The sequence below is a fragment of the Pseudomonas sp. LRP2-20 genome, from assembly GCF_024349685.1.
GTDB lineage: Bacteria > Pseudomonadota > Gammaproteobacteria > Pseudomonadales > Pseudomonadaceae > Aquipseudomonas.
Genome location: NZ_AP025944.1, coordinates 4,652,262 through 4,675,579 on the forward strand (window position 1 = coordinate 4,652,262; position 23,318 = coordinate 4,675,579).

Below are 23,318 nucleotides of genomic sequence, written 5' to 3' on the forward strand. Positions count from 1 at the left end.
GGCGGCCATCACCAATGGCTACCGGCATAAGAGCGGGTTTTCGTAAGGAAGTTCAGTAGGTAAAGGCTTCTTCATGGAAGCTTTACAGCCATTGGCCAGTATTGACCCTTTGTGCCGGGTTTTCCTGGTTTTTGTGGCTTTTTATTTCGGTGGGTTCTGAGGTGGGTAGTTGGGAAATTGGGTGGGGGCTGGCAGGTGGCTGCCACAAGATATTCAGCGGCTATGAGATCGAGCGCCGCCCGCGCGGCGCATCGCGAGCTGCGCTCGCTCCTACGTTTGTTTCGGGCCAATTATTCCTGGGGGATTTGCGCGCGGACGCTCTGGGGTTTGGCGGGAAGTGTCAGATTTTTTGTGTGCGGGCCGGTAACGGCCTGCCGTCAGGCAGGCCCTGATCTTCACCAGGTTGGCCTGATGAACCGATCTCCGTACAGAATCGCAAATTGATTCATCGCGCTTTTCCAATCATGGGCCGGTTTTCCCCAATTGGCTGTTATGTTGCGCAATCCCAGCCAAATCAGTTTGGTCGCTGCGTCATCATTCGGGAAATGCCCTCGGGTCTTGATGACCTTGCGTAGCTGGGCGTTGATGCTCTCGATCGCGTTGGTGGTATAGATCACCTTCCGGATGGCGGGCGGAAAGACAAAGAATGGAATCACGCGATCCCAGGCGCGTCTCCAGGCAGCCACCACCGTTGGATATTTCTCACCCCACGGCCCGCTCTCAAACTCATCGAGTGCTTGCTCAGCCGCTTCGGCATTGATGGCTTGGTAAATCGGTTTCAGTTCCTTGGCCAGTGCGCGCCGTTTGTCCCAGGCCGCGTAGTCCAGGCTGTTGCGGATCAGATGCACGATGCACGTCTGCAATGTCGTCTCTGGAAACACGGCGCTGAGGGCTTCTGGCATGCCTTTAAGGCCATCGGTCACGGCAATCAGCACGTCCTCGACGCCACGTGTCTTGAGATCGTTGAACACCTTCATCCAGAACTTCGCACCCTCAGTGTTCTCGATCCAGATGCCCAGGATGTCGCGCGTCCCGTCGGGTAGAACGCCCAAAGCCAAGTAAATGGCCTTGTTGCGCACCAGGCCTTCTTCGCGAATCTTCACCCGCAGCGCATCAAAGAAAATGACCGGGTACATCGGCTCCAATGGCCGCTGTTGCCACGCGCCAATTTCGTCCATGACCTCGTCTGTCACAGAGCTGATGAAGTCGGGTGAAACGTCGGTTCCATACTGCTCGGACAGGAAGGCCCGGATCTCTCTGACTGTCATTCCACGGGCGTACATGGCGATGATCTTGTCGTCGAAGCCAGTGTAACGGCGCTCATGTTTGGGGATCAGGATGGGCGAGAAGCTGCCGTCACGGTCGCGAGGGATATCCAAGCGCAGAGGCCCATCGCCGGTTAGCACTGTCTTGCCGCTTTTGCCGTTGCGCTGGTTGGTTTCATCCTCCGGGCGCTGCGCGCCCGGCGGATAACCCAGGTGGTGGCCAAGCTCGGCATGCAGAGCGCGTTCGATCAAGGCCTTCTTGAACGCCGCAGAGGCATCCTCGATAGCTTCTGCGGTCATCAGGCCCTCACCGAACTGCTCCAGCAGCTCCTTGGGGATTTTGGGCAGGTCACGCAGGGGTTTCTTTTTGGTTGGCATACATGCACCTCTTACTCATGTTATGCCCGAACACAAAATTTCTGACACCCTCGTTTGGCGCGATATCGCGTCGTACCAACAAGGGGGTCGCGCGCGCCTGTCACAGGCGTTACTGGCCCGAAACAAACGTAGGAGCGAGCAAAGCTCGCGATGCGCCGCGCGGGCGGCGCTCGATCTCATAGGCGCTGAAATCTTGCGGCTGGCACCTCAAGGATACCGCCCCTCCCGATACTCCCCCGCCACCTCCCGCAGCACCTCACCCACCCACTGCCCCGGCAAACTCAGCGGCAAGGCCGCATTCCGGCAGATCCCCACCGACCCACCTGGCTCGCGCACACCAAGATCAAGCTCAGCCAACTCCCCCCGGCGCAAGTCGAGCAGTACCGCATCCCGCGGCGCCACCCACACCCCATCGCTACCCAGCAAATAACGCCGGCTCAACGCCAACGACAAGGTCTCCAGGCGCTGCGCCGGCATCGGGATGCCGCACTGCACGAACAGGCTGTCAGCATGCTGGCGGATGGTGGTACCCGGTGGTGGCAGCACCAACGGATACTGCCCGACCCGCTGCCGCTCCACGGGTGCGCTCGCCAGCAAGGGATGACCGGGGCGAACGACCAGGGCCATGGACTCGCTGTACAGATGCTCGAATGACAGCCCCTGGATCTGCGGGCTTTCGGTCATGCGTCCAACGACCAATTCCAGCTCGCCCAGGTGCAACTGGCCGAGCAACTGCGCACTGACCCCGGTCACCACACTGATCACCAAGGCCTCATGGCGCTGATGCAGCCGGCAGAGCACCTCAGGCATCAGCAGCCCTTCGACCGTCGACAGCACGCCAATGCGCACCTGCGACGGTGCCCGCGCTTCACCGCGCAGGCTGCTCACGCCATCGCGCAGCGCCTGCACGCTGGGCCCGGCGTAGCGCATGAAACGCGTGCCGGCCGGGGTCAGCTCGACGCCTTGGCGATTGCGCTCGAACAGACGCGCCTCGAGCAGGTCTTCGAGCTCCTTGAGGGTCTTGGAAATCGCCGGCTGGCTGATCGCCAGGCTATCGGCAGCCCTGGCCAGGCTGCCCTGTCGGGCAATCTCCAGGAAACACAGCAGGTGGCGGTACTTGATGCGGGTGTCGAGGTTCATGCCGGCAAGCTTACCGCATCGCCACCTGTGGCGTATCCGGGTCGCGTTGCTGGCGGCGGAACTGCCCGGGTGGCAGGCCATGAATCTGCCGGAAGCGCCGGGAGAAATAGGCTTCATCGGCAAAGCCACAGAGCCGCGCCACCTCACCCACCGGGCGGCTGCCATTGAGCAGATAGTTGCGCGCCGCGTGCATGCGCCGCTCCAGCACCAGCTCGCTGAAGGTCTTGCCGATTTCCTTGCGCAGCCAGTGGGTCAGGTAAGTCGGTGACAGGTAGGTGGCGGCGGCGACTTTCTGCAGGTTCAGGTCGGGGTCGTCGATATGCCGGCGCAGGTACTCGCTCATGCGCCCCAGCGCGGCGCGGCGGCTGAGCTGGGCGGCGTTGCTGTCGGCCAGTTCGCGCAACGGCTCGGCGTAAAGGCCGCAAACCTGGCCGATCAGCTGCAGCAACAGGCCCTTGAGCATTTCGCGGCTGCCGAATCGGCGGTTGGCATCCAGCGCGCGCATGCGTTCGAGGATCTGCCGCACCTCGGCGAAATCGGCCTCATCGAGGCAGAAGTCGAGGTGCTCCTGGAAGCGGAACGGTGACAGCTCCGGTGCCTGCAGGATCGACACCTCCTCCAGGTCCATCGGGTCGCAGGCCAGGTGCGGCAGCAGGAACGTCTGCGAGAAATTGATCACCACGAAGTCGCTTTGCGCCGGGTGCGGGATCACATGCACCCGATGCGGCAGGATGAAGGCCAGGGTGTTGCGCCTGAACGGGCGCTGCACGCTGCCGATGTGCTGCACCGTGTCGCCGCCGAAGTTGACCTGGATCTGGAAGTACTCGTGACGATGCGGCGCGGTCTCGGCGGGGCGGCCGCGCTGGTCGCGGATGTAGAAATCCATCAGCTCGCTGCGCTGCTGCATGACGTAGGTCGGGACCTCGCGCTTGGGGGGCATTCGGCTTGCTCCATTCAGTGGGTGTGGCGCTGCCTGTTCTGGCCTCTTCGCGGGCAAGCCCGCTCCCACAGGTACAGCGCACCCTTCAAGTCTTTTGGAGACCCTGTGGGAGCGGGCTTGCCCGCGAAGAGGCAGTGGCAGGCACGGCCTAGTTGTACGATGTCTAGATTTAGTGATTTAACCCCTTCTGCAAAAAGCAACGCAACCGAAAATCCGTGCAGCCCTCAAAAAACGCGACTTTCAGCAGGAAAACCGGGCAAAACCCAGCCCGCTGATTTTCTTGGACAGCGCTGCCATACCTCGTCTCCTGTGAAAAAAACGGTCTAAAACCGCCGTTGCATTCAACTCGTTGTACGACCACCTTAGAAAAGGGACTGCAGCCCAACCTCTACCAACAACAACAAACGAGGTCGACTCATGTCGAGCACGCCTACCCCCCGCGCCGCGTCGTCGTACGCGCTGGACGCGGCCCCTGCCCAGCGCCTGCCCACCCGCCGCCGCTGGTTCATGCTGTCGCTGCTGCTGGTGGCGACCATCATCAACTATGTCGACCGGGTGAACATTTCCATCGCTGCGCCGTTCATGGCCAAGGACCTGGGCCTGGACAAGGTCGAGATGGGCCTGATCTTCTCCGCCTTCGCCTGGACCTACGCCCTGGCCCTGGTGCCGGCCGGTTTCATCGCCGACCGTTTCGGCTCGCGCCTGACCTACGGCGTATCGCTGATCAGCTGGTCGGCGGTCACCGTGGCCCAGGGCCTGGCCAGCGGCTTCGCCTCGCTGTTCGGCCTGCGCCTGGCAGTCGGCGCCATGGAAGCCCCGGCCTTCCCGGCCAACAGCCGCGCGGTCACGGTGTGGTTCCCCGCCCGCGAGCGCGGCATGGCCAGCAGCATCTACGTGTGTGGCCAGTACCTGGGCACCGCGCTGTTCACCGGCGCGCTGCTGTGGCTGGCAACCACCTATGACTGGCGCCATGTGTTCTACAGCACCGGCCTGGTCGGCATCCTGTTCGGCGTGGTGTGGCTGTGGCTGTACCGCGACCCGCTGAACTGCAAGAAGGTCAGCAAGGAAGAACTGGCCTATATCGAAGACGGCGGCGGGCTGGTGAAAAGCAGCCAGGAGCGCACCCGCTTCGACTGGCGCCAGGTGGCTGAGCTGTTCCGTTATCGCCAGGTCTGGGCCATCTGCCTGGGCAAGTTCGCCAGCACCTCGGCGCTGTACTTCTTCCTCACCTGGTTCCCCACCTACCTGATCGAGGAGCGCCAGTTGACCTTGATCAAGGTCGGCATCTTCGCCGTCATGCCGTTCATTGGCGCCACGGTCGGCATCCTCCTCGCGGGGATCGTCTCTGACCTGCTGATCCGCAAAGGCTACTCGCTGTCGTTCGCCCGCAAGCTGCCGCTGGTGGTGGGCTCGATGCTGGGCATGTCGATCGTGCTGGTGAACTTCACCGACTCCAATGTGCTGTGCATCGCCATCCTCACCCTGGCGTTCTTCGCACAGGGCATCGCCTCGGCGTCGTGGGCGGCGGTGTCGGAAGTGGCGCCCAAGCAACTGATCGGCTTGACCGGCGGGGTCACCAGCCTGGCGGCGAACATCGGCGGCATCGTCACGCCGATCGTGATTGGCGCCATCGTGCATGCCAGCGGCTCGTTTGCCATGGCGTTCTGGTTCATCGGCGGGGTGGCGTTGATGGGCACCCTGTCTTACTCGCTGCTGCTCGGGAAGCTGTATCGCATCGAGCTGAAGTCCGCAGCCTGAGTGTTGTCTGTCCTGGCCCCTTCGCGGGCAAGCCCGCTCCCACAGGAACACCACAGGTTCCAAGGATTGTGCTCACCCTGTGGGAGCGGGCTGGCCCGCGAAGAGGCCGGTACAGGTTACTTGGATAGTCCAAGCCATCCCCGCTTTCGTCCAACTTTGCCGGCCAGCCGCTGACTTACGCTGGCCACTCCAGTACGGAGGATCCACCCATGACCTACCTGTTCAACCCACCGGCCATCGTCAGCCTGCCGATCCGCGGCAGCGCTGCGCGCTTCCCGGTCGGCCGGGTGTTCTGCCTGGGCCGCAACTACCCTTGGCCGGAGTCCTACGGCCCGGCACCGCAGGAGCCTGTGTTCTTCATGAAACCGGCGAGCAACGTGGTCGAGGCGCAGGGCGAGCTGCCCTTCCCGCCGCAGACCGAAGAGTTCTGCCACGAAATCGAGCTGGTAGCCGCCATCGCCACCGGCGGTGCCGACATCGCCCCGGAGCATGCCCTGGCACATGTGTTCGGCTTTGCCGCCGGCCTCGACCTGACCCGCCGCGACCACCAGCGCAAGGCCAAGGCCGAGGGCTTGCCCTGGGAAGGCGCCAAGGTGTTCGAGGCCTCGGCACCGATGACCGCCATCGTCCCGGCCAGCGAATGCGCCTGGCCGCTGGATGCCTCGCTGTGGCTGCAGGTCAATGGCCAGGAGCGCCAGCGTGCGCACCTGAGCCAGCAGACCTGGGCCCTGGCCGAGGTGATCAGCCGGTTGTCCCGGCAACTGCCGCTGCGCCCCGGTGACCTGATCATGACCGGCAGCCCGCCCGGCGTGGCGCCGCTGAACCCGGGCGACACCATCCGCGCTGGCATCGATGGCATCGGCGAACTGCAACTGCGTGTCGGCCCCCGCCCTGCCGGGCAAGCCGCCAACGCTGCCTGAATCTACTGGAGCCCCACATGAGCCAAAACAAGAAAATCGCCCTGGTCACCGGCGCTGGCAGCGGCATCGGCCGCGCCGTCGCCCTCGCCCTGCTGGAAGACGGCTTCAGCCTGGTCCTCGCCGGGCGCCGCGCAGAACCGCTGCAAGCGCTGGTTGAACAGGCACAGGCAGCGGGCGGTGAAGCCCTGGCCGTGCCAACCGACGTGCGCGACGAGCAGAGCGTCGCGCAACTGTTCGCCACCATCGAGGAGGTGCATGGCCGCCTCGATGTGATCTTCAACAATGCTGGCATCAATGCCCCCGCCGTACCGGTCGACGAGCTGCCGCTGGAGAACTGGCGCAACGTCATCGCCACCAACGTCGACGGCGTGTTCCTGTGCGCCCGCGCCGCCTTCGGCCTGATGCGTCGCCAGCAGCCGCAAGGCGGGCGGATCATCAACAACGGCTCGATCTCGGCACACACCCCGCGCCCGTTCACCGCCCCCTATACCGCCAGCAAGCACGCGGTATTGGGCCTGACCAAGGCACTGGCGCTGGATGGTCGGCCGTACAACATAGTCTGCAGCCAGGTGGACATCGGCAACGCCCTGACCGAACTGTCCGAGCGCATGACCCGTGGCGTGCGCCAGGCCAACGGCGAGATCGCCGCCGAACCGATGCTCGACGTGCGCCATGTGGCCGACGCGGTGCGCTACATCGCCGCGCTGCCGCTGGACGCCAACGTACTGAACATGACCGTGATGGCCAGCAACATGCCGTTCGTAGGTCGTGGCTGACCTTTGTTCCTGATGGAGTGACCGATGAAACCTGAAGTCCTGCAACTGAGCCCGATCCTCATCCCGCAAATCCGCGAGCGCCTGGAACAGCTGTTCACGGTGCACCGCTACTACGAACAGGCCGACAAGGACGCCTTCGTCAACCAGCATGCCGGCAACATTCGCGGCGTGATTACCGGTGGCCACACCGGCATCAGCCAGGCGTTGATGGCGCGCCTGCCCAACCTTGAAGTGATCGCGGTCAATGGCGTCGGCACCGACGCAGTGGACCTGGCCTATGCCCGTGATCGTGGCATCCAGGTCACCGCCACCATCGGTGCCCTCACCGAGGACGTCGCCGATCTGGCCATCGGCCTGCTGATCGGTTTGTGCCGGGGTATCTGCACGGGTGACCGCTTCGTCCGTGCAGGCCGCTGGGCCACCAGCGCCACCCCGCTGGCACCGCTGCCGCTGGCCCGCCAGGTGTCGGGCATGCGCGTGGGCATCGTCGGCATGGGCCGGGTTGGCCGCGCGGTGGCGCAGCGGGCGGCGGCGTTTGGTTGCCCGATTCGCTACACCGACCTGCAGGCGCTGGAGGTGCCTTATGGTTTTGAAGCGGATCTCTTAGAGCTGGCCAAGGGCAGCGATGCGCTGATCCTGGCGGCGGCGGCAGACAAAGGCGAGGCGTTGGTCAACCGCGAGGTGCTGCGGGCGTTGGGATCGGAGGGGTACCTGATCAACATCGCGCGCGGCAAGCTGGTGGATGAGCCGGCGTTGATCGCGGCGCTGGAAGCCGGCGAGATCGCGGGCGCGGCGCTGGATGTGTTTGCCGATGAACCACGGGCGCCCGAGGCCTTGTTCGAGCGTGAGGATGTGGTGCTGCAACCGCATCGCGCCAGCGCCACGGTGCAGACCCGCACGCGCATGGGGGAAATGGTGGTGGCCAGCCTGGTGGATGTGTTTGCCGGGCGCACGCCGCAGGGTCTGGTCATTTAACTCGCCTGTACCGGCCTCTTCGCGGGCAAGCCCGCTCCCACAGGTACTGCACAGCCCTCAGGGATCGTGCGATCCCTGTGGGAGCGGGCTTGCCCGCGAAGAGGCCGGGACAAGCAGTAGATGAATATCAGGCCACCGCCAACTCCACAGCACCTCCATTCAACCGCACCGGCCACACCCGCAACCGCTGCCCGGCATCTTCCAGACACGCCCCGCTTTCCAGGCTGAAGTGCTGCTTGTACAACGGCGCCGCCACCACCAGCTCCCCCTGCAAGCTGCCCACCAGGCCACGGCCAATGATGTTGGCCCCCGACCGCGGGTCGCGGTTGTCCACCGCATACAGGCTCTGCTCCAGCTCGGGCAGGTAGAACAACGCCACCTGGGCACCGTCAAGCCATACCACCACGCCAGAATCGGCCACCAGGTCATCGGCCTGGCACACTGCCTGCCAGTTCTCTTGGGTTTTCACAGCAGCATTGGACAGGTTCATCAGACAGCCTCCTCGACGGTCGGGATCAGGTGCAGCGGTGCCGCCGGCCGGCGCTGTTCGCGTTCGCGCACGAAGTGCACGTCCGGGTCGGCGCGCCGGTCGTTGACGAAGGTACGGAAGCGCTTGAGCTTCTCGGGGTCGTTGAGGGCGTTGGCCCATTCGCATTCATATTGGTCGACCACATGCTGCATCTGCGCTTCCAGCTCGGCCGCCAGGCCCAGGCTGTCGTCGAGGATCACCTGCTTGAGGTAATCCAGGCCGCCTTCCAGGCTTTCGCGCCAGACCGAGGTGCGCTGCAGCTTGTCGGCCGTGCGGATGTAGAACATCAACACGCGGTCGATCAGGCGTACCAGGGTTTCGTCATCCAGGTCGGTGGCGAACAGCTCGGCGTGGCGCGGGCGCATGCCGCCGTTGCCACAGATGTACAGGTTCCAGCCCTTGTCGGTGGCAATCACGCCGATGTCCTTGCTTTGCGCCTCGGCACATTCGCGAGTGCAGCCGGAAACGGCGAACTTGAGCTTGTGCGGGCTGCGCAGGCCCTTGTAGCGGTCCTCGAGACGCAGCGCCATGGCGACACTGTCCTGTACACCATACCGGCACCAGGTGCTGCCCACGCACGACTTCACCGTGCGGGTCGACTTGCCATAGGCGTGGCCGGTTTCGAAGCCGGCTTCGATCAGCTCGCCCCAGATCAGCGGCAGCTCGTGCAACTGAGCGCCGAACAGGTCGATGCGCTGGCCGCCGGTGATCTTGGTGTAGAGGTCGTACTTTTTCGCCACCTGGCCGATCACGATCAGCTTGTCCGGGGTGATCTCGCCGCCAGGGATGCGCGGCACCACCGAATAGGTGCCGTTCTTCTGCATGTTGGCCATGAAGGTGTCGTTGGTGTCCTGCAGCGGCACCAGCGCCGGGTCCATGATTGGCTGGTTCCAGCACGAGGCAAGGATCGAGCCTACCGCCGGCTTGCAGATGTCGCAGCCAACATGGCCTTTGCCATGGCGTTCGAGCAGTTCGCTGAAGGTGCGGATACCCTCGACCCGCACCAGCCCGTAGAGCTCCTGCCGGGTATAGGCAAAGTGTTCGCACAGGCTCTTGTCGACGGTGACGCCACGGGCGGTGAGCGCGTGTTCGAAGACCTGCTTGAGCAACGCCGCACAACCGCCGCAGCCGGTGGCCGCCTTGGTGCAGCCCTTGACCGCAGCGAGGTCGCCGCAGCCGCTGTCAATGGCCGCGCACACCGCGCCCTTGCTGACGTTGTGGCACGAGCAGATGGTCGCGCTGTCGGGCAGCGCGTCGGCACCGAGGGCCGGTGCGCCACTGCCCTGCGGCAGAATCAGCGCGGCCGGGTCGGCCGGCAGGGCAATACCGTTCTGGGCGTACTGCAGCAGCGTGTCGTAGTAACTGTTGTCGCCCACCAGCACGGCACCGAGCACGTGCTTGCCGCTGGCATCCACCACCAGCCGGCGGTAGGCGCTGTTGGCCTCGTCGATGAAGCGGTAGCTGCGCGAACCCGGCGTGGCGCCGTGTGCATCGCCGATGGAGCCGACATCCACGCCCAACAGCTTGAGCTTGGTCGACATGTCGGCCCCGGTGAATTCGCTGGCGGCTTCGCCCATCAGCAGCGCCGCCAGGTTGCGCGCCATGCTGTAGCCTGGGGCGACCAGGCCGAATACGCTGCCGTTCCACGAGGCGCATTCACCGATGGCGAAGATGCGCGGGTCGCTGCTGCGGCAATGGTTGTCGATCACCACGCCACCGCGTGCGGCGATCTCCAGGCCGCAGGCACGGCCCAGGGTGTCCTGCGGGCGGATACCGGCGGAGAACACGATCAGGTCGGTTTCCAGGTGTTCGCCGCCGTCGAAATTCATGCGGTAGCGGTAGGCTTCACCTGCGCTGATCGACAGGGTGGCGCGCGACAGGTGCACACCCACCCCCAGCGCTTCGATCTGCGCCTTGAGCGCGGCGCCACCCTCGCCGTCCAGCTGCACCGGCATCAGCCGCGGGGCGAACTCCACCACGTGGGCCTCCAGGCCGAGGGACTTCAGCGCGTTGGCAGCTTCCAGACCGAGCAGGCCGCCACCGACCACCACGCCACGGCGTGCTTGACCGGCGGCAGCACGAATGGCATCGAGGTCATCGAGGGTGCGGTAGACCAGGCGGGCATTGCCGCTGGAGCCTTCGATCGGTGGCACGAACGGGTACGAACCGGTGGCCAGGACCAACTGGTCGTAGCCGTAGCGGCCTTCGGCAGTCACCACTTCACAGCGCTCACGGTCGATGTCCAGCACCGCTTCGCCCAGGTGCAGGTGCACACCGCTGTTGCCGTAATAGTCCTGCTCGCACAGGGCCAAGGTTTCGGCACAGCTGCCGCCGAAGTACTCCGACAGGTGCACGCGGTCGTAGGCACGCTGGCGTTCTTCGCCGAACACGTGCAGTTCGAAGCGCTCAAGGGCGCCGCGTTCGACCAGTTGCTCGACGCAATGGTGGCCGACCATGCCGTTGCCGACGATGACCAGTCGCTCTCGTTGCCCGCTCGCTGTTGCCTTCATAAGCCGATCCTCGATCAAAAAAAAAGCGCCTGGAGCCGAAGCTCCAGGCGCCTTTGCCTGTATTCATCACGGTGGGTGGCCCGAGTTGATCGCCGTTGATCAAAGGGCTTTGTTGTAACGGGAACAAAGCAGGGACTGTGCCAATCCTGCTTCCGGTGACGGCCTCTTCGCGGGCAAGCCCGCTCCCACAGGGCCTGCGCTATATTTGCGATGCATCAAACCTGTGGGAGCGGGCTTGCCCGCGAAAAGGCCGGTAGAGCCGATGCACTTTACAAGTGCAGCGCTCACCATCCTGGAGCACATCAATACACATCACGCCGATACCGCCTGGCCTTGCTCAACGCCTGGACATAGGCATCGGCATCCACGCCGCCATGCACCGCAATGACCTCACGCAACGCCGCATCCACATCCCTGGCCATACGCTGGGCATCGCCACAGACATAGAAATACGCCCCCGCCTCCAGCCACTGCCACAGCTGTGCGCCCTGCTCGAGCATGCGCTGCTGCACATAGATCTTCTCGGCCTGGTCCCGCGAAAACGCCGTGTCCAGGCGCAGGTGCCCGCTCGCCTGCCAGGCCTTAAGCTGTTCCTGATAGTAGAAATCCGTGGCCGCATACTGCTCGCCGAAGAACAGCCAGTTTTTACCTTTGGCACCGCGCACCTCGCGCTCTTCGAGGAAGGCACGGAACGGCGCGATACCCGTGCCGGGACCGACCATGATCACCGGCATGTCGTCATCTTCAGGCAGGCGAAAGTGCTTCGAGGCCTGCGGGAATATCGCCACCTTCAGCCCCTGCGCGCGGTCAGCCAGGAACGTTGAACAAACCCCTTTGCGCTCGCCATAGCGCACGGTGGAAACGGTCAGGTGCACCTGCTCCGGATGCGCCAACAGGCTGGAACTGATCGAATACAGGCGCGGCTGCAACGGCTTGAGCAAGTCCAGCCAGGTAGCCAACGGCAAGCGCTGAGGGAAAGCGCGCAGCACATCGACCAACTGCCGCCCCCAAAGCCACTCCTGCAGTTCGGCCTTGCATTCAGGCAGCAGCAGGCGCTGCAGGTCCCCAGCATGGCGGCTGAACACCTGCAGTTGCTGCGGGGTGACCTTGGCGATCTCCAAGTGCGTTTCCAGGGCCTCGGCCAGCGGCATTGCCAGCTGCCCCTTCAACTCCACCACTTGCTTGCCATCAAGCTGCATCAGCGCCAGCAGTTCCTCGACCAATGCCGGGCAGTTGCGCGGCCATACGCCCAAGGCATCACCGGCGGTGTAGGTGAAGCCGCTGCCGGAGAGGTCGAACACCAGCTGGCGGGTTTCCTTGCTGGCACCCGGGCCGTTGAGCAGGTGATTTTCCAGTAGCGGGGCCGACCACGGTCGCTGCTTGCTGTAGCTCGCGACTGGCGCCGGTTCGCTGAGCGGTGCTGGTGAGCCGGCACTGGCGAGCTCCGGCAGCAGGGCTTCGAGCCACCCAGCGAAGGCCTCATCGAAATCCGCTTCGCAATCGACCCGCTGCAACAAGCGGCGCCCGCCCAGTTCGGCCAGGCGCTGGTCGAGCTTGCGGCCAAAACCGCAGAACTGGTCGTAGCTGGAGTCGCCCAGGGCCAGTACGGCGTATGGCAGCTGCGCGCAGCAGGCGCCTTGTTCGCCTTGCAGCGCCTGCCAGAACGCCGTGGCGCTGTCAGGCGCGTCACCGTCGCCGAAGGTGCTGGTGATCAGTACCACACTGGCGGCGCCTTGCAGCTGGCTGGGGCTGACCGCGTCCATGCAGCTGAGCTGCACCTCAAGACCGGCGCTGCGCAGGCGTTCGGCACAACGCTCGGCAAGCGCTTCGCCATTGCCCGTCTGCGAAGCCCACAGCACCTGGTGGCGCGGCACTGGGATGGCCGGTGCGGCGGCAGGCTGCGCGAACAAACCGGCCAGCAAGCCATCGACGAACAACCGCCGATGTGCGGCCAACGGCGCACTGGCCGGCAAGCTGGGCACGCCCTCGGCACGCGCCTGGTCGAGGCCGAGCAAAAAGCCCTGCAGATAATGACGCTCGTCATCGGCCAACACCGGGGCTGGCAGGGTGTCCAGGCCAAGCAGGCGGGACAGGGTCGCGGTCGGCATGCGCGCAGGCTCCGGAATAGTGGTGTTCAGCTCAAGGGCATCGATACGCTCGCCAGAGACCCGCTGCAGGGCCACGGCGCAATGTTTGAACGCTGGCTGCAGCGACAGTGGGTCGACTTCATCGCAGGTCACGGCATTGATCGCCAGTTGCTCGCCGATCAGGTCGTTCCAGTGGAACGGGGCAAAGCAGTTGCCGGGCATGACCCGGTCGCTGAGGCGTGCCGGCAACACGGCCTGGCCGCGCCGCGAGCGAATGGCGACCTGGTCCTTGTCGGCGATGCCCAGACGGGCGGCATCCTCGGGGTGGATTTCGACAAAGGGGCCAGGCTCCAGCTTGTTCAGCGCCGGCACCTTGGCGGTCTTGGTCAGGGTGTGCCACTGGTGCTGTACACGGCCGGTATTGAGCACCAGCGGGTAGTCGGCGTCCGGCAGCTCGGGCGCTGGCAGCCAGGGCCGGGCGTAGAAACGCGCCTTGCCGCTGGCGGTCGGGAATGCCAGGGCAGGCGCCTGGCCCTCGGCATCGCGCAACCGGTGCTGGCTGCTGCCGTCGTTGAGGTAACGCAGCGGGCTGCGATCATCTTCGCGGCCCGGCGCGCAGGGCCACTGCCGTGGGCTGTGGCGCAACTGTTGATAGCCGATGCCGCGCAGGTCGTAGCCGGTGGCCGGGTTCCAGAAGCGCCGGATCTCGTCGTACACCGCCTCGGCGTCGGGGTAGTCGAAGGCCTCGGCGTAGCCCATGGCACAGGCGACCCGGGCGATGATCTGCCAGTCCGCCAGGCTTTGACCGGGCGCCTGGACCGCGCGCGGCATCAGCGTCAGGTTGCGCTCGCTGTTGATCATCACGCCCTCGCCTTCGGCCCACAGCGCGGCGGGCAGGAGGATATCGGCGTAGCGGTTGGTCTCGGTGTCGAGGAAGGCATCCTGGGTGATCACCAGTTCGGCCTGGCGCAGGCCGTCGATCACCTGCTGGCGGTTGGCGACGCTGGCCACCGGGTTGCTGCAGATCACCCAGCAAGCTTTCACCTCGCCGACTTTCATCTGTTCGAACAGCGCGATCGTGCCCTCGCCGCCTTCGCTGCGCAGGCTGCCCGGTTGCAGCTGCCATTGTGCCTCGACGAAGGCGCGGTCAGCCGCCACCAGCGCCGAACGCTGGCCCGGCAGGCCCGGGCCCATGTAGCCCATCTCGCGGCCGCCCATGGCATTGGGCTGGCCGGTCAGCGAAAACGGCCCGCTGCCCGGGCGGCAGATGGCGCCGGTGGCCAGGTGCAGGTTGCACAGGGCGTTGCTGTGCCAAGTGCCGTGGACGCTCTGGTTGAGGCCCATGGTCCAGCAACTCATCCACTCCCCGGCAGTGCCGATCCATTCGGCGGCCTGGCGGATGTCGGCTTCGCTCAGGCCGGTCAGGGCGGCCACACGCGCCGGCGTGTAATCGTCGAGGAAAGCCGGCAGCTCGTCCCAGCCTTCGGTGTGACGGGCGATGAAGTCAGGATCGGTATGGCCGTTGTGGTGCAGCAGGTGCAGCAGGCCGTTGAGCAAGGCCATGTCAGTGCCGGGGCGCACCTGCAGGAACAGATCGGCCTTGTCGGCGGTGGCGGTGCGCCGCGGATCGACAACGATCAGCCGGGCGCCAGCCTTGACCCGGTCGAGCAAGCGCAAGAACAGGATCGGGTGGCAGTCCGCCATGTTCGCGCCAATGACCAGGAACACATCGGCGCGCTCGAAATCCTGGTAGCTGCCGGGCGGGCCATCGGCGCCGAGCGACAGTTTGTAGCCGCTGCCGGCGCTGGCCATGCACAGCCGCGAATTGGACTCGATATGGCGGGTGCGGATAAAGCCCTTGGCCAGTTTGTTGGCCAGGTACTGGGCCTCCAGCGACATCTGCCCGGACACATACAGCGCCACCGCGTCCGCGCCGTGCTGGTCGATGATGCCGCGCAAGCGCTCGCCGGCCTGGGCAATGGCCTGGTCCATGCTGCTGCGTGCTGGCGGCAGGCTGCGGTGTTGGCGCACGTAGGCGTCTTCCATGCGCCCGGCCGCGGTCAGTGGCAGGTGGGCGGTGAGGCCTTTGGTGCACAAGCGGCCGAAGTTGCTGGGGTGCTGCTTGTCGCCACTGATCTTGCTGACCTTGCCGTCAGCGACGCTCATGACGATGCCGCAACCGACGCCACAGTAGGGGCAAACGCTGCGTACTTCGCGGGTGGTCATGGGCGGTCTCCTCTTTCAGGAACGCAAAAGGCGCCGGCTGCCCGGGCTTGCAAAGCAAGCGGGGCAACACGGCGCCTTTGTCGTGAGTGGATTGGGCTGTCGACGTTGATAGCCCTGGATAGTGGTCATTCAGCAATTAGTGGGCCAGCTGTGCCGGCCTCTTCGCGGGTAAACCCGCTCCCACAGGACCGCTACAGGTTTGAAGACTGCGCAGTACCTGTGGGAGCGGGTTTACCCGCGAAGCGGCCGGCACAGGCAGCGCACCACGCGGTGGCAAGCAAGCTATCCATGGCGCTATGCTGGGGCAATTTCCAGCAAGAGCTACAGCCCGCATTTCATGGCCAAGGTGATCCTCAAGACCCCCGCTCAAATCGCACTGATGCGTAACGCCGGCCAGCTGTTGGCCCAGGTGTTCGCCGACCTCGACCGCTTCATCCGCCCCGGCGTGACCACGATGCAGATCAACGACCGCGCCGAGGCGTTCATCGTCGACACCCTCAAGGCCCGCCCGGCCAGCAAGGGCCAGTACGGTTTCCCCTACTCGCTCAATACCTCGGTTGACCATGTGGTCTGCCACGGCATCCCCAAGGTCGATGAAGTATTGAAAGAAGGCTCGATCATCAACGTCGACATCACCCTGGAACAGGGCGGCTACATTGCCGACTCGTCGAAGATGTACAGCATCGGGCCGATCAGCGAGGACGCGCAGCGTTTGGTCGATACCACCTACGCCGCGCTGTGGAAAGGCATCGCGCAGGTACGCCCGGGGGCGACGCTGGGCGATATCGGCCACGCCATCCAGGCCCATGCCGAAGCGGCGGGCTATAGCGTGGTACGCGAGTACTGCGGCCATGGCATCGGCCAGCAGATGCACGAACGGCCCGAAATACTGCATTTCGGTATGCGCGGCATGGGCATGAAGTTGCAGCCGGGGATGGTGTTCACCATCGAACCGATGATCAACCAGGGTGGGCGCGGGACGCGGACATTGAAGGATGGCTGGACGGTGATTACCCGGGACCACTGCCTGTCGGCGCAATGGGAGCATACCGTGGCAGTGACCGAGGATGGGGTCGAGGTGCTGACATTGCGCGAAGAAGAGCGCAACCGGTAAGACCAGAAACAAAAAAAGCGACCCTAAGGTCGCTTTCTTTGTGGCTTCCGGGTGTTCAGTGGGCCCTGGAAGCGGAATATGGCGCAGCGGACGGGACTCGAACCCGCGACCCCCGGCGTGACAGGCCGGTATTCTAACCGACTGAACTACCGCTGCGCTATTCAACGAGTGGTGGGTGATGACGGGATCGAACCGCCGACCCTCTGCTTGTAAGGCAGATGCTCTCCCGGCTGAGCTAATCACCCATTCGTCTCGGTGAGGCGCGCATTCTACGGACGTTCCAGCAGCCTGGCAAGCCATTGATGCAACTTTTTCGCTAAAATTATCAATCGCGAATTTCGGGCACAAAAAAAGCGACCCTAAGGTCGCTTTCTTTGTTACTTCCGGGTGTTCAGTGGGCCCTGGAAGTGGAATATGGCGCAGCGGACGGGACTCGAACCCGCGACCCCCGGCGTGACAGGCCGGTATTCTAACCGACTGAACTACCGCTGCGCTATACATCGAGTGGTGGGTGATGACGGGATCGAACCGCCGACCCTCTGCTTGTAAGGCAGATGCTCTCCCGGCTGAGCTAATCACCCTTCGTCTCGGTGTGGCGCGCATTCTACGGAGGGTCCGTTACCCTGGCAAGCACTTTTTCAACTTTTTTCAAAAAAAAACCCAGGCCTTTCAACGACCTAGCGCAGCCGGGGGTTTTCTTGCCTTATATGGCCCTGGTGGCCCTCTGACAGGGTTGGCCTGGGACCACTGCTCGGAGAATAATGCCCGCCTTATGCATTAAGGAGAGATTCCCCCTCATGTGGTTCAAGAACCTGCTGTCCTACCGCCTGACCCAGGAAGTACCGTTCGAGCCTGAAGCGCTGGAAGCTGCGCTGGCCTCCAAGCCGGCCCGCCCCTGCGCCAGCCAGGAGCTGACCACCTACGGTTTCATCGCGCCGTTCGGCAAGGGCGAAGACGCTCCTCTGGTGCACGTCAGCGGCGAGTTCCTGCTGATTGCCGCGCGCAAGGAAGAGCGCATCCTGCCCAGCAGCGTGGTCAACGATGCGGTGAAGGAAAAGGTCGAAGAGATCGAGACCGAGCAAATGCGCAAGGTCTACAAAAAAGAGCGCGACCAGATCAAGGACGAGATCATCCAGGCCTTCCTGCCACGCGCATTCATCCGCCGCTCGATGATCTTCGCCGCCATCGCCCCGCGCCTGGGCATGATCCTGGTCAACTCGGCCAGCGCCAAGCGTGCCGAAGACCTGCTGTCGACCCTGCGCGAGGTGATGGGTTCGCTGCCGGTACGCCCGGCCACGGTGAAGATCGCACCAGCCGCGACCATGACGGACTGGGTCAAGTCGCAACAGGCTGCCGAAGGCTTCTATGTGCTGGACGAGTGCGAGCTGCGTGACACCGCCGAAGACGGCGGCATCGTGCGCTGCAAGCGCCAGGACCTGACCAGCGAGGAAATCCAGCTGCACCTGAGCACTGGCAAGGTGGTCACCCAGCTGGCCCTGGCCTGGCAGGACAAGTTGTCGTTCGTGCTCGACGACAAGATGGTGATCAAGCGCCTGAAGTTCGAAGAGCTGCTGCAGGAGCAGGCCGAACAGGACGGTGGCGATGAAGCCGCGCAACAGTTCGATGCCAGCTTCCAGCTGATGATGATGACCTTTGCCGAATTCCTGCCGGCGCTGTTCGAAGTGCTCGGTGGCGAAGAGATTCCGCAAGGGGTCTGATGTGGTTTGAAAGACCGGTGCTGGCCTGATGTTCAGTGTTAGCCAGTGCCGGCCCTTTCGCGGGACAAGCCCGCTCCCACAGGTACTCCACAGAATCTGAAAACTGTGGAGTACCTGTGGGAGCGGGCTTGTCCCGCGAAGGGGCCAGTGAAATTCAGATAGCTATAACTAGAAAAGGAATTGCCCCATGCGTGCCCTCGCCGCCCTCAGCCGCTTCGTCGGCAACACCTTCGCCCTGTGGGTGCTGGTGTTCGCCGTGCTGGCCTTCCTGATGCCCCAGTGGTTCATCGCCCTCAAGGTCGCCATCGTGCCGCTGCTGGGCCTGGTGATGTTCGGCATGGGCCTGACCCTCAAGCTCGACGACTTCGCCGCCCTCGCCCGCCAGCCTTGGCGTGTAGCCCTCGGCGTGGTCGCGCACTTCGTGATCATGCCGGGCATGGCCTGGCTGCTGTGCCAGCTGTTCCACCTGCCAGCGGAAATCGCCGTGGGCGTGATCCTGGTCGGTTGCTGCCCGAGTGGCACGGCGTCGAACGTGATGGTCTGGCTGTCCAAGGGCGACCTGGCGCTGGCTGTGGCGATCGCTTCGGTCACAACCTTGCTCGCCCCGCTGCTGACCCCGGCGCTGATCTGGTTCCTCGCCTCCGCCTGGCTGCCGGTGTCCTTCATGGACATGTTCTGGTCGATCCTGCAGCTGGTGATGCTGCCGATCGTGCTCGGCGTGCTGGCGCAACGCTTGCTGGGTGCACGGGTGCAGACGGCGGTGCAGGTGCTGCCGCTGGTGTCGGTGGTAAGCATCGTGATGATCGTCTGCGCGGTGGTGGCGGCCAGCCAGGCCAAGATCGCCGAATCGGGCCTGCTGATCATGGCGGTGGTGGTGCTGCACAACACCTTCGGCTATCTGCTGGGCTACCTGACCGGCCGGCTCTGCAAGCTGCCGCTGGCCCAGCGCAAGTCGCTGGCGCTGGAGGTGGGCATGCAGAACTCGGGGCTGGGGGCGGCGCTGGCGGCAGCGCACTTCTCGCCGCTGGCGGCGGTGCCGAGCGCGCTGTTCAGTGTCTGGCACAACATTTCCGGGGCGCTGCTATCGACCTGGTTCCGCCGGATGGAGGATCCGTCGGTAGAAGCACAAGGTGGTGAGCCGGCCCGACAATGATGTCGCCTGTACCAGCCCTTTCGCGGGCCAAGCCCGCGAAAGGGCTGGTACAGGCTTGCCCGCAAAGCTGCTGGTGTGCACCATAGTGCCTACAGTGAGGACGACCTCACGACGCACCGCGTGACCATCCCGGGGACGGCCCCATCTTTCGCAACGATGGAGACGCATCATGTCCTGGATCATCCTGTTCTTCGCCGGCCTGTTCGAGGTCGGCTGGGCCGTCGGCTTGAAGTACACCGACGGCTTCAGCAAACCCCTCCCGACCGCGCTCACCGTCGCCGCCATGGCCATCAGCCTGGGCCTGCTGGGCCTGGCCATGAAGGAACTGCCGCTGGGCACTGCCTATGCCATCTGGACCGGCGTCGGCGCCGTCGGCACGGTGATCGCCGGGATCATCCTGTTCGGCGAGTCGATGGCCCTGGTGCGGCTGGTCAGCGTGGCGCTGATCGTTACCGGCCTGGTCGGCCTGAAAGTCAGCGCCAGCTGATCCCCTCCCTTAGCGCAGGCCGCCGCGCAAGCGGCTGACCTGCTCACGCAAGGCGTCTGGCTGCGCCGCCTCCACCGGGATGGCGGCGCCTGCCACGATGGTCACCCGCGACCACAGGCGCTTGAAAAAGCCCTTGGCCGGGTCGCGGCTGAAGAAGCTCCCCCACAAGCCCTGCAGCGCCAGGGGAATCACCGGCACCGGGGTTTCTTCGAGGATGCGGCTGACGCCCCCCTTGAACACATCGATTTCACCGTCGCCGGTCAGCTTGCCCTCCGGGAAGATGCACACCAGCTCACCGTCCGCCAGGTACTCGGCGATACGGGCGAAGGCGCGCTCGTAGGTGGCCTGGTCTTCGCTGCGCCCGGCAATCGGAATGGCGCCCGCCGTGCGGAACACGAAGTTGAGCACTGGCAAGTTGTAGATCTTGTAGTACATGACAAAGCGAATCGGCCGGCGGATCGCCCCGCCCAGCAGCAGCGCGTCGACGAACGACACGTGGTTGCACACCAGCAGCGCCGCGCCTTCATCGGGGATGCGCTCAAGGTCGCGGTGTTGCACGCGGTACATCGAGTGGCTGAGCAGCCAGATCAGGAAGCGCATGGTGAACTCGGGCACGATCCTGAAGATGTAGGCGTTGACCAGCACGTTCAGCAGCGACACCACCAGGAACAGCTGCGGGATGCTCAGCTTGAACACACTCAGCAGGACAATGGTGAAGATCGCCGAGACCACCATGAACAAGGCATTGAGGATATTGTTGGAAGCGATCACCCGGGCCCGCTGATCCTCGGCGGTGCGCGCCTGGATCAGGGCATACAGCGGCACGATGTAGAAACCGCCGAACACACCCAGTCCGACGATCGACAGCAGGATCCACCAGGCCTGGTGCATGCCCAGCAGCGCCAGCCAATCGTGCGCTACAGCGCCAGCCGGCACATCGCCGGAATGCCACCACCAGAGCAGGCCGAACACGGTCAGGCCGAACGAGCCAAACGGCACCAGGCCGATTTCCACCTTGCGCCCACTGAGGCGTTCGCACAGCAGCGAACCGAGGGCGATGCCCACCGAGAACAGGGTCAGCACCAGGGTCACTGCGGTCTCGTCACCGTGCAGCCATTCTTGGGCGTAAGTCGGAATCTGCGTCAGGTAGATGGCGCCGACGAACCAGAACCACGAGTTGCCGACGATCGAACGCGACACTGCCGGGGTCTGCCCCAGGCCCATGCGCAGGATCACCCACGACTGCTTGAAGATGTTCCAGTCCAGAGCCATCTGCGGCGACGCGGCCGCAGCCCGCGGGATCCAGCGGCTGGCCAGATAGCCCAGCACGGCGGTACCGACCACGCCACCGGCCACCACCGTGGCATAGCTGTCGGTGGCCATCATCACCCCGGCACCGATGGTGCCGACCAGGATGGCGAGGAAGGTGCCCATCTCGACCAGGCCGTTACCCCCCACCAGCTCTTCTTCGCGCAAGGCCTGGGGCAGGATCGAGTACTTCACCGGGCCGAACAGCGCCGAGTGGGTGCCCATGCCGAACAAGGCCAGCAGCATCAGTGTGAGGTGGTTGGTAACGAAGCCAATGGCGCCGACCGCCATGATGGCGATTTCGGCCAGCTTGATCGCGCGGATCAGCGCGTCCTTGGCGAACTTCTCGCCGAACTGCCCGCCCAGTGCCGAGAACAGGAAGAACGGCAGGATGAACAGCAGCGCGCAGAGGTTGACCCAGATCGAACGGTCACCGTCGCCCAGGCTGAGCTTGAACAGGATCGCCAGGATCAGCGATTGCTTGAACAGGTTGTCGTTGAAGGCACCCAGTAACTGGGTGACGAAGAACGGCAGGAAACGCCGCTTGCCGAGCAAGGTGAATTGCGAGGGGTGACTCATCGTCCTTGTTCCTGAGTGTCTTTTGTCATTGGAGGCACGCAGAGCGCTGCAAGCCACAAATCTTCATGGGAAAGCCTTGCACTGGCAAGCGACACCGGACGACTCGGGAACCAGCGCACAGTTTGATATCACCGTGACACCAATTTCATCAAAAGCACTGTTCAGATTTTGTTACACGCGCCGATAATTCATATAGATGACTATATCTGACAGAAGGAACAGACCTCAGGTCTCCTCCAACGCATAAGAAAAGGAGCTCGGCAGTAATGTTTACCTGGTTCGGCGACCTCAGGATCGCCCACAAACTCTTCCTCGGTTTCGGCCTGGTGCTGTGCCTGACACTGGCACAATCGTTGATCAGCTGGGATGGCCTGGGCAGCCTGGTGCGGCGCAGCGAGGTGGTGAGCGATGTTTCGCGCCTCAACGACGCCTTGGGCGACTTGCGCGAAGCGCGCCTGCGTCACGCCATGGCCAATGGTGCGCCCGCCGAAAGCAAACAGTTGCAGGCCGCGCTGGAGGCGTTCAAGCCCACGTTGGCCAAGCTGCGCGAAGTGATGATCAGGGCGCAGAGCCAGGCGCTGATCGATACCGCCGACCAGGCACTGCAGGGCTACAGCGCCAACCAGGCCGCCAGTTTCCGTGCCTATGAAAAGATGCGCGCAGCGCAGAAGGAAATGGGCGTGCTGGCCACCCAGTCGTTCGCCAGCATCGAGCAGATTCGCAACCAGGTACGTGCCTTGCCCGACGCCGAGCAGCGATTTGTGCGTAGCGAGGCGATCAACCAGATCCGCGAAAACCTGATTCTGCTGCGCTACCACGTTCGCGGCTACACGGGTAACACCAACGCCGAGACCGAAAAGCTGATGAACTCCCAGATCGCCACCACGGTGAACGATCTGCCAGGGCTAATCGCTCGCTTCAATGGCAACTTCCCACAGAAGTTTCAGCAACTGCAGCAGCAAGTGCAGGCTTATGCCGCGGCTGTCGAAGCGTTCCGTGGCGAGGTCAGCAACCTGGTCGGCTACCGCGCGGCCATGGCCAAGGACATCGAAACCCTCAACGGCGTCATTGGCCAACTGCTCGATGACCAGGCCATGCTGGTCGCCAAAGACAGCCATTTCGCCAGAACCCTGCAAATTGCCACCACCCTGCTCGCCTTGCTGATCGGTGCCCTGGCGGCCATGGTGATTGCCCGGCAGATCAGCCAGCCGCTGCGCCAGGCACTGAGCGCCATGGAGCAGGTGGCCGCCGGTGACCTCAGCGAACAACCGGCCAGCCGCCGGCGTGACGAAGTCGGCCAGTTGCAGAACGCCCTGCAGGGCATGACCCGCAACCTGCGTGAGCTGATCGCCCAGGTGCGCGATGGCATTTCGCAGATAGCCAGCGCCACCGAGGAACTCTCGGCGATCACCGAGCAGACCAGCGCCGGCGCGAACAACCAGAAGGTGGAAACCG

Annotated in this window: 15 protein-coding genes, 4 tRNA genes and 1 pseudogene; 9 read left to right on the forward strand and 11 right to left on the reverse strand. The window is 64.1% G+C overall.

What is annotated here, in order from left to right; genetic code table 11:
• Nucleotides 1-395 precede the first annotated feature (395 nt).
• From OCX61_RS20850 to OCX61_RS20860, 3 genes are all read right to left on the reverse strand, one after another.
• Nucleotides 396-1,643 carry an IS256 family transposase gene (locus tag OCX61_RS20850; RefSeq protein WP_261940477.1) on the reverse strand — a complete coding sequence of 416 codons (1,248 nt, stop codon included), beginning with the start codon at nt 1,641-1,643 and terminating at the stop codon, nt 396-398.
• Between the two features lie 207 nt (nt 1,644-1,850).
• Nucleotides 1,851-2,783 carry a pca operon transcription factor PcaQ gene (gene pcaQ, locus OCX61_RS20855; protein WP_261941185.1) on the reverse strand — a complete coding sequence of 311 codons (933 nt, stop codon included), beginning with the start codon at nt 2,781-2,783 and terminating at the stop codon, nt 1,851-1,853.
• A gap of 10 nt (nt 2,784-2,793) precedes the next feature.
• Nucleotides 2,794-3,723, reverse strand: a complete 930-nt coding sequence (locus tag OCX61_RS20860) for a helix-turn-helix transcriptional regulator (RefSeq protein ID WP_261941186.1) — start codon at nt 3,721-3,723, stop codon at nt 2,794-2,796.
• A 417-nt stretch (nt 3,724-4,140) separates the two neighbouring features.
• On the opposite strand from OCX61_RS20860, the gene OCX61_RS20865 reads away from it, so the two are divergent.
• The 4 genes from OCX61_RS20865 (at nt 4,141) to OCX61_RS20880 (ending at nt 8,152) form a co-directional block, all read left to right on the forward strand.
• Nucleotides 4,141-5,481, forward strand: a complete 1,341-nt coding sequence (locus tag OCX61_RS20865) for an MFS transporter (protein ID WP_261941187.1) — start codon at nt 4,141-4,143, stop codon at nt 5,479-5,481.
• 209 nt (nt 5,482-5,690) lie between these two features.
• The gene (locus OCX61_RS20870) at nt 5,691-6,401 is read left to right on the forward strand and encodes a fumarylacetoacetate hydrolase family protein (RefSeq protein ID WP_261941188.1); all 711 of its coding nucleotides are present in this window, start codon (nt 5,691-5,693) and stop codon (nt 6,399-6,401) included.
• A 17-nt stretch (nt 6,402-6,418) separates the two neighbouring features.
• Nucleotides 6,419-7,177 carry an SDR family oxidoreductase gene (locus OCX61_RS20875; RefSeq protein ID WP_261941189.1) on the forward strand — a complete coding sequence of 253 codons (759 nt, stop codon included), beginning with the start codon at nt 6,419-6,421 and terminating at the stop codon, nt 7,175-7,177.
• 24 nt (nt 7,178-7,201) lie between these two features.
• Complete coding sequence (locus OCX61_RS20880; protein ID WP_261941190.1) at nt 7,202-8,152, forward strand: 2-hydroxyacid dehydrogenase; 951 nt, start codon at nt 7,202-7,204, stop codon at nt 8,150-8,152.
• 127 nt (nt 8,153-8,279) lie between these two features.
• Here OCX61_RS20880 and nirD read toward each other — a convergent pair whose 3' ends face one another.
• The 3 genes from nirD to OCX61_RS20895 form a co-directional block, all read right to left on the reverse strand.
• Complete coding sequence (nirD, locus tag OCX61_RS20885; RefSeq protein ID WP_261941191.1) at nt 8,280-8,642, reverse strand: nitrite reductase small subunit NirD; 363 nt, start codon at nt 8,640-8,642, stop codon at nt 8,280-8,282.
• A complete protein-coding gene (gene nirB / locus OCX61_RS20890) occupies nt 8,642-11,191 on the reverse strand; it encodes a nitrite reductase large subunit NirB (RefSeq protein WP_261941192.1) in 2,550 nt (849 codons plus the stop codon). Before nirB ends, nirD begins: the two co-directional genes overlap by 1 nt.
• Before the next feature lie 302 nt (nt 11,192-11,493).
• Nucleotides 11,494-15,504, reverse strand: a complete 4,011-nt coding sequence (locus OCX61_RS20895) for a bifunctional nitrate reductase/sulfite reductase flavoprotein subunit alpha (protein WP_261941193.1) — start codon at nt 15,502-15,504, stop codon at nt 11,494-11,496.
• Between the two features lie 337 nt (nt 15,505-15,841).
• On the opposite strand from OCX61_RS20895, the gene map reads away from it, so the two are divergent.
• Nucleotides 15,842-16,618 carry a type I methionyl aminopeptidase gene (gene map / locus OCX61_RS20900; RefSeq protein ID WP_261941194.1) on the forward strand — a complete coding sequence of 259 codons (777 nt, stop codon included), beginning with the start codon at nt 15,842-15,844 and terminating at the stop codon, nt 16,616-16,618.
• Between the two features lie 79 nt (nt 16,619-16,697).
• Here the strand turns inward: map and OCX61_RS20905 are convergent.
• The 4 genes from OCX61_RS20905 to OCX61_RS20920 all read right to left on the reverse strand — a co-directional run bounded on the left by OCX61_RS20905 (nt 16,698) and on the right by OCX61_RS20920 (nt 17,199).
• Nucleotides 16,698-16,774 (reverse strand) — tRNA-Asp (locus OCX61_RS20905).
• Nucleotides 16,775-16,787: 13 nt separating this feature from the next.
• Nucleotides 16,788-16,863: transfer RNA gene (locus OCX61_RS20910), tRNA-Val, on the reverse strand.
• Nucleotides 16,864-17,033: 170 nt separating this feature from the next.
• Nucleotides 17,034-17,110, reverse strand: a tRNA-Asp gene (locus OCX61_RS20915).
• A gap of 13 nt (nt 17,111-17,123) precedes the next feature.
• A tRNA-Val gene (locus OCX61_RS20920) sits at nt 17,124-17,199 on the reverse strand.
• Nucleotides 17,200-17,415: 216 nt separating this feature from the next.
• Between OCX61_RS20920 and rdgC the strand changes: the two genes are divergently transcribed.
• The 3 genes from rdgC to sugE all read left to right on the forward strand — a co-directional run bounded on the left by rdgC (nt 17,416) and on the right by sugE (nt 19,976).
• Complete coding sequence (gene rdgC / locus OCX61_RS20925) at nt 17,416-18,336, forward strand: recombination-associated protein RdgC (protein ID WP_261941195.1); 921 nt, start codon at nt 17,416-17,418, stop codon at nt 18,334-18,336.
• Between the two features lie 187 nt (nt 18,337-18,523).
• Nucleotides 18,524-19,489, forward strand: a complete 966-nt coding sequence (locus tag OCX61_RS20930) for a bile acid:sodium symporter family protein (RefSeq protein WP_261941196.1) — start codon at nt 18,524-18,526, stop codon at nt 19,487-19,489.
• A gap of 169 nt (nt 19,490-19,658) precedes the next feature.
• Entirely contained in the window at nt 19,659-19,976 is a 318-nt protein-coding gene (gene sugE, locus OCX61_RS20935) for a quaternary ammonium compound efflux SMR transporter SugE (RefSeq protein WP_085675375.1), read from the forward strand.
• Between the two features lie 9 nt (nt 19,977-19,985).
• Here the strand turns inward: sugE and OCX61_RS20940 are convergent, their stop codons facing one another.
• Nucleotides 19,986-21,863, reverse strand: coding sequence for a 1-acyl-sn-glycerol-3-phosphate acyltransferase (locus OCX61_RS20940; RefSeq protein ID WP_261941197.1), 1,878 nt, complete (start codon nt 21,861-21,863; stop codon nt 19,986-19,988).
• 266 nt (nt 21,864-22,129) lie between these two features.
• Between OCX61_RS20940 and OCX61_RS27425 the strand changes: the two are divergent.
• Nucleotides 22,130-23,146: pseudogene (locus OCX61_RS27425) on the forward strand (methyl-accepting chemotaxis protein); the annotation flags it as partial.
• Nucleotides 23,147-23,318: the final 172 nt, after the last annotated feature.